Below are 12,084 nucleotides of genomic sequence, written 5' to 3' on the forward strand. Positions count from 1 at the left end.
TTAGACGATTAAATGAAGACCAGGCAAACAAAAAAAATTAAAGTTTGATGTTTAATGTTTCAAAGTTCAAAGATTCCAATTCCCGCCAATCAACCATTCAACTTCTCAATTATTCAACTTCTCCCCTTATTCAAAATCTTCATACAACAAATATTTCTTTCTTATTTGTTTGAAATGATCAAGGCCGGGCTGCCAGCTTGCGCAGATTTCAGCTTCTGTTTTTCCATCTTTTATCTGTTGAATTAAAATATTATTCCCGGCGAGTTTATTGAAAAAATAATCACCCGTTTTAGGCTTTAGAAAGAAGTTGCTTTTATCAGGAAACAGCTTGTAGGCTTCCAATAAATAACTGAGGTCTATTTTTCCGTTATCTGCTTTTTTATCGCTCACATTCCACCCGTAACATTTTTTGTTCAGGTGTTTTGGCGCGGTGGCGCCGGGTTTTGAAACCGGCGTAAAAGCATACAGGTTTTTTGGTAAAGACGGGCCGCCAAAAATTTCAAAAGGCTTATCAGTTCCCCTGCCCTCGCTAAGATTGGTGCCTTCAAAAAAACAGGTGGATGGATACCAGTAAACGGCGCCCATATCCGGTAAATTAGGCGATGGTTTTACGGGTAATTGATAACGGCTTTTATGATTATAATTCTCACATTTAATTACAAGGAAATGAAAAGGCGTATCTACTGAGTTCTGCGCATGGTTTCTATACCAGGCAAACTTTTTATTGGCTTTGTCGCTAAACAGCCAGCCTTCACCGGAAATCATCATGGCATATTCACCTATCGTCATTCCATACACAACGGGTATGGGTTGCTGGCCTATGCCACTTCTGAAGTTTGTATCCAGTACAGGCCCGTCAACATAAAAGCCATTTGGATTGGGGCGGTCGAGCAGCATTAAAGGTTTATTGTTTTCTGCAGCCGCTTCCATAAAATATTGCATGGAATTAATGTAAGTATAAAATCTTGCGCCCACATCCTGTATATCAAATACCAGTACATCCACATCTTTAAGATCATTCGCATCGGGCTTGCTTTTACCGCCATACAAAGAAACAATAGGCACATGTGTTTCGGGGTCAACAGAATTGCCTACATATTCACCGGCATCGGCATTGCCACGAAAACCATGTTCGGGCGAAAATATCTTTACCACATTAATACCGCTTTTTACGAGCGTATCAACAAGATTGGTTTGATTAATAATAGATGTTTGATTGGCGAACACACCAACACGTTTTCCTTTTAATAAAGGCATATAAACGGTGGTTCTGTAAGCGCCGGGGATAGCAGGCTTTGACAGATCAGCCTGGGAAAAACAAACTGTTGTAAATAATATACACGCTAAAAAACCAAGCAATGATTTCATGTAATAAAATTATATGTTGAAAAATAAACTCTTTGTGAAAAGATCAACCGAATTTCAAAAATAGGCAAGCAAAGCAAAATTACTTTTTAAGATATCTTCAACGTAATTTTATTGAGTAATAAACTCACTATTTGCATTATTCATTAAATGTTGTGTAAATATGCCAACTCAAAATTTTGAAACGATATCTTTAAAACCACACAGGTCAAAGCTTAAAAAATTCTTTACCATATTCATAATAATACTTGTAATAATTGGCGCCGGCATCTTCTGGTGGAATTATCTTTTTGTGTTTGGTGAAGGTGTAAAATCAGGCCAGTTAAATTATGTGGTAAAGAAAGGAAACCTGTTCAAGACTTATGAAGGCAAGCTGATACAAAGCGGCTTTCGTTCGCAGGCTGCGGGCAGTATTCAATCATACGAATTTGAGTTTTCCATTGCCAATGACAGCCTTGCCAATTATTTAATGAACAACAGTGGCAATTATTACGACCTGCATTATAAAGAATACAAGCATACTTTGCCCTGGCGCGGTTTTAGCCGCTATGTTGTTGATAAAATAATTAAGATGCAGCCTGTTCAGCCTGAACGTTAATTACCGGTTCGCCTCATAATAATCCCACATTACTTTAAACACTTTTTCTTTTAATTCTTTGGCAGAAATATTAGTGCTTTCAACGGGCGGCAGAAAATGCATTTCCAAATGATGCGGCAATAAATAAAATGTTTTATGCGCAGGCAAAACTTTTCTTGTATTAAAAACCAGCGTTGGCACAATTGGTTTTTGCGTATCAACAGCCAGGCGAAACGCGCCATCATAAAATTCTTTTAAAGGTTTATCTGTCCTGTTGCGTGTGCCTTCAGGATAAATTACCATATCGAGGCCCTTGTTTAATACCCGTTTCATGTCATCGTAACTTTTGCGGCGGCTGCGGTCATCATTCCTGTCAACCAGCACGCTGCCAAAGCTATATATCCATCCAAAAACCGGTATGGGTGAAAAACTTTTTTTAGCAATAGTTTTATTGGCACGTGGCATAAACGGCGTAGTCACCGGCACATCCATTAAACTATTGTGGTTGGAAACAATAACACAGTTGGGCAGGTCTTTAAAATATGATGCGCCTTTTACTTTGAGCGGGCAGCCAATGAGTGTAAGATAAATGAACATCCAAACCCTTGATACCTGCCGGTGCCATTTTGCTTTTTGCGGCTCTTTTAAAAAATGACAGGGACTATAAAATATATACGCAATTATAATTGTGCTTACAAAAAGAACCAAAGCCCATGTTGCCCAAATGCGCCCGAATATTTCTTTTATAAATTTCAAAAAGTAAGAAGTTATATTTTTTGTTACCAGCTAATGAACACAGATGAAGCACGGTTGTGTCACTCCCTTCAACTGTATATCTTTAATCAGCGAAGGCTAATCAGCCATAATTTTTTTAATCAATAAGTCAACCACATTGGCTTAAGAAAACTCAACCTCCAACGTTCAATTATAAGCCTCTTCAAAATAATTATTGAGTATTGCTTATTGAATATTTAATATTTCTCAAAAAACGCCATACTGCCGCCTACCCATTCACGGTCTTTATTATAACGAACGCCAATCATTTTGCCTTTACTTATGCGGGCCAGGTTTTGTGCAGCCACAGGCCTTGCTTCGCCATCTTTCCAGAAATAAAAAATTCTTATTTCAACTTTTGCATTATCATCGGGCGTTTTAATAACATCAGCATATTTCACTTTGCGCTGCAATATCCAGTTATGCGGATCTTTCACTGCATCAATATCTTCTTTTGTTACATCAATTACCACGCCCTGCCCTGCAAAAGAAAATAAAGGTTTCAATACATAATTTTCAAGGTCTGAAGGCAATTCCTTCACATCGCTTAAAAACTTTGTTTCAGGCACGAACCTATGTTTTATAAACGGTAACGTGTATTTGCTGATGCGATAAAACCAGTTAGGATGAGGCGCCCATTCAACGTCCAAATCTTCAAATAATATTTTCCCTTTTTCCTGCACTTCGGGTGATTGCTGCTGAAGTTCATCGAAAATAATCCTGTTGTAAATGCGTTTTACTTCAATCTTTTTTTCGTCTTGCACATAAAACAATTTTTTACCTTCTTTTACAAGTTCTGTTAAACAAACCACGGGAATATTTAAGTAATCCTGTGTGCAATAAAAATCAATCCTGGTTTTTTGTTTATGCGGAAAAATTTCAAGCAGTATTACATTTTCAGGATCATAACCTGCAATAATTATATCTTTCAATAATTGTATATAAGTATCCTTTGTGTAACCGTTTAAGTAAGAACTGTAACTATCGGGAATGTCAAAATGTTTACGGGTAACATCATCATCAAAAACCTGGTAGGCAAACAAAGTGGGAAAGCCCTGCATTTCTATCAGCTGCGGTTCAAGCTCACCGGCAGCATTTTCACAAACGCCAAAATCGAATGCTATAAAATGAGAATGATCATTTTCATTCGGCACTTTCAAACCTTGAGGTACCGCATCAGTAGTGAGCTGTTTAAAATCCGGCTGCGCAATTACATCAACAATAGTCTCGCAGGCATCCAGCATTTTTTTTGTAAAAGTTTTATCTACAAACACTGGGGTTTCTGCAAGCCTGAATTCAATGGCACCCGGATGCAGCGCATTCATTTCTTCTAAAAAATCTGTATATTTTTTTTGCGTAAACGCTGCATTGAATTTATCGCGTAAGCCAGGTACCATACAACTGTTTTAATGCAAAATACGAAATGGGAAATTAGATTTTAAGGAATTGTAATCAATTGCCGGCAATCATGTTACGAAACTCACCACTCACTTTAAAAATCCTTTGGTATATAAAACTTATTACGCTCTTTCACTTTATTGTCTTCATACAGTTCAAAATAAAACCAGCCGGAGCGCATAAAATCTGTTTTATCAAGCAGCAACATCGGTTGTGCCACATGCTGAATGCTGAAAAGTGGCTTATGAAATTCATCAAAAAAACGAAGCCTGTAATTTTTTTGCAAAGCATCTGCAAGTGATATCTGCACATAGCCATCAGCATTGGTAAATACATGCGGCGAAGGCATCCAGTTTATATTGTTGGCATAATAACGTATCAATATATCCGCATCAGTTAATGAATACAAGGTATCCTTTGTATAGTTTACAATCGAGTCACGGAAGTGTTTGTATTGATCATAATTAAATTGGGCAATCACCGTATCATCGTCGTGCACGGTAACAAGAAAATTTCTATCGGCCTTATTTTCTTCGCTTATATCATCAGTAAAATCAGAACCTGTTTTAACTTTTTTTGCTTTTGTAAAAAAATAAGAACCATTGGCCAGCACATAAAAAACACGGTAATACATGCCATTGTAACCGGCAGATTCATCAATATACCCGTTCTCCGGAAGCTCGGGCGACAAAGGTGAAAAGATAGTTTTATAATTTTTTACACTATCCCATGAACGCTGCACATTTAATTGCACCACGCTATCTCCATACGGATTAGTCCATGCAACCCGCACTTTGGTATTGCCTGCATCGGCCACTGTTACCAAAAATTTATTTTGAGCATGTAAACTATTTGCCGCGTTGAAAGCAATAAAAACAAAAAGCAAAATATATATCTTCTTCATATCGGTTACGTACGGACAAATATAGTGTCGATGCTTTTTAGAAACTGAAACTTTAATGCAATAATGTAAAAACAGTGCAGTGGCAGCGCAAATTTTATCATTTATTTTGCTGCATGAATAAAACAATTCTTGTTACAGGTGCAACATCAGGTCTTGGCAAAGCCATTGCTGAAAAATTTGCAGATGCTAATTATAACTGCATCATTACCGGCCGCAGAAAACAACGGCTGGAAGCGCTTGCTGCAACATTATCATCAAACAATAATATAAAAGTTTTACCGCTTGCTTTTGACATAAGTAAAAAAGAAGAAACTTTTAATGCCATCAATAATTTAAGTGAAGAATGGCGCAATATTGATGTGCTGATAAATAATGCAGGCCTTGCAGCAGGCCGCGATGCTTTTGATGAAGCTTCGCTCGATGATTGGGAAACCATGATAGATACGAACGTGAAAGGGTTGCTGTATATGTCGAAAGCTGTTATTCCCTTAATGAAGAAAAATAAAAAAGGCCATATTATAAATATTGGCTCAACGGCCGCGAAGGAAGTATATAAAGATGGTAATGTGTATTGCGCCACCAAGTTTGCAGTAAATGCCATAAGCCAGGCACAGCGCATTGACCTGCTGCCGCACAGGATAAAAGTTACATGTATTAACCCCGGCGCTGTTGATACGGAATTCTCAATAGTGCGTTTTAAAGGCGATGTGCAAAAAGCAGATGCGGTGTATGAAGGTTATGAACCATTGCATGCAGAAGATGTGGCCGACACTATATTTTATTGCGCTGCTTTGCCCAAACATGTTTGCATTAATGATCTTGTGATCACCTGTTTAGCACAGGCAAGTTCGTTTTATACATATAAGGAATAGCCCTGGCTATGCAACCTAATTCACATTGTTGAAAGATATTTCGTGTCCTTCATAACATGCTTTTTTACTTTGCAGCATGGATACAATATTTTCTTACCAGTCTCTATACAATTTTACCTATTCCGTTTTTAAACATATTGGCTGCAGCGATACCGATGCAACAACTGCCACAAAATCCTTACTGGCTGCGGATGTGCGGGGCATTGACAGCCACGGTGTGGCCCGCCTTTCAGGTTATGTGCGATTATGGGAAGCCGGCAGGATTAATAGCAATCCTGATATTCACATAAAACATGAAACACCTTCTACCGCTGTTGTTGATGGCGGTGCAGGTTTGGGTTTGGTGGTGGCGCCGCATGCCATGCAAATTGCGATTGATAAAGCCGCTAATGTTGGAACAGGCTGGGTGAGTGTTTGCAACAGCAATCATTTTGGCATTGCCGGTTATCATGCCATGATGGCTTTGCCATACGACATGATAGGCATTGCCATGACTAACGCCAGTGCATTGGTTGCGCCAACTTTCAGTATTGAAAGAATGCTGGGCACTAACCCAATTGCAGTGGCTATTCCCGCAGGCAATGAAGCGCCTTTTGTTGCAGATATGGCCACAACAACAGCCGCCAATGGCAAGCTTGAAATCTTGCAAAGAAAAAATGCGGAAGCGCCTTTAGGCTGGGTGCAAACAAAAGAAGGCGCCCCGTCAACCAATGCGAGTGCATTAAAAACAGGCGGCGCTTTATTGCCGCTTGGCAGCGACCGGGAACATGGTTCGCATAAGGGTTATGCATTGGGAAGTATTGTTGATATTTTTTCTGCCGTTTTAAGCGGTGCAAGTTATGGGCCCTGGGCGCCGCCTTTCCCTGCGTATGTACCCATGCCGGAGAATATGCCCGGCAAAGGGCTTGGCCATTTTTTTGGCGCCATGCGCATTGATGCTTTTCGCACCGCCGATGAATTCAAGCAGCATATTGATAACTGGCTGCGCCGTTTCAGGAATGCCAAACCCGCCGAAGGCCACGGGAAGGTTTTGGTGCCAGGCGATCCTGAAAGGGAAATGGAAGCAATAAGAATGAAGGAAGGCATCCCCGTTGTAGAAAGCGTTGTAAACGATCTGCAGGCTGTAGCTGCAAAATTCAATATTGAATTCCGGTAAAATCTATCACAGCAAACAAAGAATGGCAGATAGCATTACAGCAGGTTTATAATAGCCGGCTATTATTATCAGGCAGTTTTCCGTTTAAGATTGGGCAGAAAAGCTGTGAGCAGCCCGATAAGCGGCAGAAAAGCGCATAACTGGTAAACATATTCTATGCTGGTTTTATCAGCTAAAGCACCCAAAACCGCAGAACCTAATCCACCCATGCCAAAAGCAAACCCGAAAAACAGCCCTGAAACCATACCAATTTTTCCCGGCAGCAATTCCTGCGCATACACAAGAATGGCAGAAAAAGCAGAAGCTATAATTACGCCTATGAAAACTGTGAGCACACAGGTGAAAAACAGGTTGGCATGCGGCAAAATCAAAGTAAATGGTGCAGCGCCTAATATGGAAAACCATATTACATATTTTCTCCCAAAGCGGTCGCCGAGCGGGCCGCCCAGGATGGTACCGGCAGCCACTGATGCCAGGAAAATAAATAAATACACCTGCGATGATTGTACCGAAACATTGAATTTATGAATAAGGTAAAATGTATAGTAACTCGTCATGGAAGCAAGGTAGAAATACTTTGAAAAGATTAGTACCAGCAAAATAACCACGCTGCTGATAATCTTTCCTTTTGATAAATGAATATGGCTTTCGGTGCTTATTGTTTTTGATTTTTTTCGCAGGGAAAGATGATTTCGGTACCAAAAACCCAACTTGCTTAAAATAATGATGGCTGCAAATGCGAGAAGTGAAAACCATAAAATATTTCCCTGACCATAAGGCTCTATTATCAAAGCAGCCAGCAAAGGCCCGATTGAACTGCCTGCATTTCCGCCTACCTGGAAAATAGATTGCGCTAATCCGCGGCGGTTACCGGCAGCCATGTAGGCGAGCTTTGATGCTTCGGGATGAAATACGGAAGACCCAATACCTATTAAAGAAACAGCTACTAAAATAATGGCATAGCTCGATGCCTTCGATAACAATACCAGCCCCACCAGGCTGAATGCCATGCCGGTTGCCAGAGAAAACGGCTGCGGCTTTTTATCGGTAAAAGAACCAACTATTGGCTGCAGCAGCGAAGCAGATAGCTGAAAAGTTAAAGTTATAAAACCTATTTGCGTAAAACTCAAATGAAAAGAGTCTTTTACTATCGGGTAAATAGATGGAATAAGCGACTGAACAGTATCGTTCAGCAAATGCGATAAACTTATGGCGATAAGAACAGGAAATATTGTTTTTGGCTGAATTGCAGCGCCGGCATTTTCAACTTCCAATTGTAAAATTTTAGGCGCGAAAATACAATGGTAAAATTTTTTTTATTTCGAAAATTAAAACCGGATATAAAGGCTTTATTAAGAATCCTTTCATATAATCTTTTGTATTTTTGCACTTCTAAAAGTTTTCTGATGATAAAAACAGGTAACCCCATTATAAGTATCTATACTGAAATGACGCCCAACCCGGAAACAATGAAATTTGTTGCCAATAAGTTGCTCTATCCCGGCAAAAGCATAGACTTTCAGGATGAAAGCCAGGCCGGCCCAAGCCCGCTGGCAAAAGAATTATTCAGCTTTCCTTTTATAAAAGGGGTTTTTATAGCCAGCAATTTTATTACACTTACCAAAACTGCAGATACTGAAGACTGGCAGGATGTTATTCCTTCTGTAAAACAATTTTTAAAAGATTATCTCGAAAACGGCGGCCCGGTAATTAACGAAGATGAAGTGGCCAAAGTAAAACAGGATACAGGCAATATTATTTTAAGCGATGATACCGATGTGGTAAAACGCATTAAGGAATTACTTGATAATTATGTGCGCCCGGCAGTGGAAATGGATGGCGGCGCCATTCAGTTTAAAAATTATGATGATGGCGTGGTAAGCCTTATGTTGCAGGGAAGCTGCAGCGGCTGCCCTTCGTCAATGGTAACTTTAAAAGCCGGCATTGAAGGCATGATGAAACGCATGATACCCGAAGTGAAAGAAGTGGTTGCTGAAGCAGAATAATTATTCTTATAAAAAATTAAACGCCAGGCAGTAAGTAATGCCTGGCGTTTTTATTTGGGATTGTTGTTTGGTCGTTATTTTTTTGGATTACATCCATTTTATCATTACTCTTTGTCGATAAATATTATTTTGGAGCATTATTTTTAATTTTTAAATGATTGAATAAAATCATGCACACACATAAAAAGCTTTTTTCTTTTTCGTTGATATGTTTAGTGTGTTTATTAAGCTGCCATTCAAAACAGGAAAGTAAAGAGCCACGGCAATCTCCGCCGCCGGTTGTAGATGTAATTATTGCGGAACCGAAAGCTGTTTCAAATATTATAGAGGCAAACGGAACGGTTGTGGCAAATGAGTTTGTTGAGCTGCATCCTGAAGCCACGGGCCGCATTACTTATTTAAATGTCCCCGAAGGAAAATATATTACCAAGGGAACTGTTATAGCCCGCATTAACGATGCAGACCTTGTTGCCAATCTCAATAAAAGCAAAGCTGCGCTTAAACTTGCCCAGGATTATGTTGACCGCCTGAAGCCATTGCTTTCGGTGCAGGGCGTAAACCAGGCAGATTATGATGCTGCCGTTAATACCGTTATAAGCACAGAGGCCGATATTCAATATACACAGGCATTAATTGACAAAACGGTTATCCGCGCCCCTTTCGATGGCGTGGTGGGATTGCGGCAGGTAAGCCTTGGCGCTTATATAAGCAATGCAGATGTTATTGCCACCATGCAGCAGGTAAATAACCTGAAGATGGATTTTACAGTGCCTGAAGAATATGGTAAATATGTTTCCACAGGCTCCACTGTCCAGGTTACGCTGGACGCGGCCAACGACACATCAAAACATAATGCTACAATCATAGCCATAGAACCACAGGCCAATACGGTAACACGCAATCTTAAAATAAGGACCATATTGCAGGATAAAGCAGAAGCAAACCCCGGCGCTTTTGCAAAAGTATATCTTGCACAGGGTGGTTCAAAGCAAAGCATAATGGTGCCAACCAATTGCATTATTCCCAGCGATATAAACAAGCAGCTTTTGCTTGTTAAAAACGGCAACGCACAGTTTACAGATGTTACAACCGGCGTGCGTTTACAAAACAATATTGAAATAACAAAAGGCGTTGCAGCAGGCGATACCGTAATTGTAACGGGCGTTTTATTTGCAAAAGATAAAAGACCGGTGCATGTGCGCAGAACACTATCCATAGACAGCCTTGCCAACTGATAGGAGAATCTGTTTATTTTTAGAGTTTCACTAATTTCAAAGCCTCACACAGGCAGGCATTCTTATTCTTCCATATTTATTTCGGAAAACTTACAACGGCAAGTGATTATTTTTGCACATTGTACTATGCCTGAAGCAAATTCAAATACAACATTAAAGCGGCTTCGCAATCATTACCGTATGGTAATTATGAACGACGATACTTTTGAAGAAGTAATAAAGTTCCGCCTTTCCCGCCTGAGCGCTTATATCGCATTAAGCACAACATTTTTATTAATGATAGGGCTTGCTGTTGCGTTGCTCGTGTTTACGCCATTACGGTATTATATGCCTGGCGCATCCGCTAACACCGATACCCGCCGTGAACTGCAAACATTAAAGATGCGCACAGATTCACTGGAGCAGGCGCTGAAATATAAAGATGTATATCTTAATGGAATAAAACAGGTGTTAGGCGCCGATGATGTTTTAAGAGATACGGCTTCGCTGAAAATGCCAAAATAAATGTTGCCGATGAATGAGCCTGGCAAAAAGAAAGATACTTCAAATAAAAACCTGCTAATGCAATATGCAGGTATTGGTGCGCAAATAATTGCCGGGCTGCTGATTTTTGTGTTTACCGGTAAATGGATTGATGGTAAGCTGCAATTTTCCTTTCCAATATTTATCTGGCTGATGCCGCTTATTTTTATTATCGGAACAATTATAAAAGTTATAAAAGATACTTCAACCAGGAAAAAAGATGAATAAACTTATTAAAAACAAGCTCTTCGGGCCTGTCATAATTTTCTTTATAATAGTTAATGCATTATGCCTGTCATTTTCAACATGGCTTGATGAGAAAAATATTAATCATTCCGTATTGCTGGCTGCTAACTTCATCCTGTTTATAATTACTTTAACAGCCTGCTATATATATGCAAAATCGCTTGCTGCAGACAATGCACATGCATTTGTGCGCAGCGTTATGATGGTATCGTTTATAAAACTGATGGCTATTGCAATAAGCGTTTTTGTTTACCTGATTGCCGCAGGCGAAAACAGGAGCCTTTATGCAGTTGCAGGCGGCATGCTGCTTTATATAATTTATACGGTGCTCGAAGTTAGTGGCGCAATGAAAGTTAACAGGCAAAGAAATGTCAAAAACTGAGCATCCTTTACAGGCACTTGCATCATATTTACCGGATAACAGTTTTGAGCAGGTTGCGTATTTTCTCCAGCATTATAAAGTGCATTTAACCATAACAAGGCAGCGGCAATCTGTATTAGGTGATTACCGCAATGCAGTGAATGGCAAAAATCATCGTATAAGTGTAAATGGCAACCTTAATAAATATGCTTTTTTAATTACACTGCTCCATGAGCTTGCCCATTTGCTTGCGTTTGAAATACATGGCAACCGCATACAGGCGCATGGCAGGGAATGGAAATATTTGTATAGCACGCTGTTAAGGGATTTTGTCAATAACAAAATCTTTCCTGCTGATATTGAATTTGCATTGAATGAATCTATGAGAAACCCTGCCGCCAGCAGTTGTGCTGAAGAAGGGTTAATGCGGGTTTTACGTAAATATGATGAGCGAAAGAAAGGAATTGTGTTGCTGGAAGAATTGCCGAAAGGCGCCTTCTTTTCAACAAATGATGGCCGCATATTTAAAAAAGGCGAGCAACTGCGCAAAAGATTTCGCTGTGTGGAAAAAGATACGGGGCTTGTTTATTTAATAAGCCCTTTATATGAAGTGAAAATAATGCAATAAAAAGCGCTTACACAAAATTGTATAAGCGCTTATATAATTT

Annotated in this window: 14 protein-coding genes; 9 read left to right on the plus strand and 5 right to left on the minus strand. The window is 39.7% G+C overall.

Annotated elements, in window-relative coordinates:
* Positions 1-126: 126 nt before the first annotated feature.
* Entirely contained in the window at positions 127-1,368 is a 1,242-nt protein-coding gene (locus tag BM015_RS00820; RefSeq protein WP_090653544.1) for an exo-beta-N-acetylmuramidase NamZ family protein, read from the minus strand.
* 160 nt (positions 1,369-1,528) lie between these two features.
* Between BM015_RS00820 and BM015_RS00825 the strand changes: the two genes are divergently transcribed.
* The gene (locus BM015_RS00825; RefSeq protein ID WP_177191770.1) at positions 1,529-1,963 is read left to right on the plus strand and encodes a hypothetical protein; all 435 of its coding nucleotides are present in this window, start codon (positions 1,529-1,531) and stop codon (positions 1,961-1,963) included.
* Here the strand turns inward: BM015_RS00825 and BM015_RS00830 are convergent, their stop codons facing one another.
* From BM015_RS00830 to BM015_RS00840, 3 genes are all read right to left on the minus strand, one after another.
* Complete coding sequence (locus tag BM015_RS00830) at positions 1,964-2,698, minus strand: lysophospholipid acyltransferase family protein (protein WP_090653546.1); 735 nt, start codon at positions 2,696-2,698, stop codon at positions 1,964-1,966.
* Between the two features lie 215 nt (positions 2,699-2,913).
* Entirely contained in the window at positions 2,914-4,113 is a 1,200-nt protein-coding gene (locus BM015_RS00835) for an ATP-grasp domain-containing protein (protein ID WP_090653547.1), read from the minus strand.
* A gap of 95 nt (positions 4,114-4,208) precedes the next feature.
* Positions 4,209-5,018 carry a hypothetical protein gene (locus BM015_RS00840; protein ID WP_090653549.1) on the minus strand — a complete coding sequence of 270 codons (810 nt, stop codon included), beginning with the start codon at positions 5,016-5,018 and terminating at the stop codon, positions 4,209-4,211.
* Between the two features lie 113 nt (positions 5,019-5,131).
* On the opposite strand from BM015_RS00840, the gene BM015_RS00845 reads away from it, so the two are divergent.
* On the plus strand, positions 5,132-5,890 hold the full coding sequence (locus BM015_RS00845; RefSeq protein ID WP_090653551.1) for an SDR family NAD(P)-dependent oxidoreductase: 759 nt from the start codon (positions 5,132-5,134) through the stop codon (positions 5,888-5,890).
* 76 nt (positions 5,891-5,966) lie between these two features.
* A complete protein-coding gene (locus BM015_RS00850; RefSeq protein ID WP_090653553.1) occupies positions 5,967-7,046 on the plus strand; it encodes an Ldh family oxidoreductase in 1,080 nt (359 codons plus the stop codon).
* A gap of 68 nt (positions 7,047-7,114) precedes the next feature.
* On the opposite strand, the gene BM015_RS00855 is transcribed toward BM015_RS00850, so the two are convergent.
* Entirely contained in the window at positions 7,115-8,320 is a 1,206-nt protein-coding gene (locus BM015_RS00855) for an MFS transporter (RefSeq protein WP_090653555.1), read from the minus strand.
* A 132-nt stretch (positions 8,321-8,452) separates the two neighbouring features.
* Between BM015_RS00855 and BM015_RS00860 the strand changes: the two genes are divergently transcribed.
* From BM015_RS00860 to BM015_RS00885, 6 genes are all read left to right on the plus strand, one after another.
* Positions 8,453-9,052, plus strand: coding sequence for a NifU family protein (locus tag BM015_RS00860; RefSeq protein ID WP_090655104.1), 600 nt, complete (start codon positions 8,453-8,455; stop codon positions 9,050-9,052).
* 170 nt (positions 9,053-9,222) lie between these two features.
* A complete protein-coding gene (locus BM015_RS00865) occupies positions 9,223-10,287 on the plus strand; it encodes an efflux RND transporter periplasmic adaptor subunit (protein WP_090653556.1) in 1,065 nt (354 codons plus the stop codon).
* Between the two features lie 126 nt (positions 10,288-10,413).
* Entirely contained in the window at positions 10,414-10,791 is a 378-nt protein-coding gene (locus tag BM015_RS00870; protein WP_090653557.1) for a hypothetical protein, read from the plus strand.
* Positions 10,792-10,800: 9 nt separating this feature from the next.
* Positions 10,801-11,037 (plus strand): AtpZ/AtpI family protein, encoded by a 237-nt coding sequence (locus tag BM015_RS00875; protein WP_143075716.1) that lies wholly within the window; start codon positions 10,801-10,803, stop codon positions 11,035-11,037.
* Positions 11,030-11,437 carry a hypothetical protein gene (locus BM015_RS00880; protein ID WP_090653561.1) on the plus strand — a complete coding sequence of 136 codons (408 nt, stop codon included), beginning with the start codon at positions 11,030-11,032 and terminating at the stop codon, positions 11,435-11,437. The genes BM015_RS00875 and BM015_RS00880 overlap by 8 nt, the downstream gene beginning before the upstream one ends.
* On the plus strand, positions 11,424-12,044 hold the full coding sequence (locus BM015_RS00885; RefSeq protein WP_090653563.1) for a SprT-like domain-containing protein: 621 nt from the start codon (positions 11,424-11,426) through the stop codon (positions 12,042-12,044). Before BM015_RS00880 ends, BM015_RS00885 begins: the two co-directional genes overlap by 14 nt.
* Positions 12,045-12,084 lie beyond the last annotated feature (40 nt).

Origin of the sequence: Parafilimonas terrae, from assembly GCF_900115755.1 — a bacterium.
GTDB lineage: Bacteria > Bacteroidota > Bacteroidia > Chitinophagales > Chitinophagaceae > Parafilimonas > Parafilimonas terrae.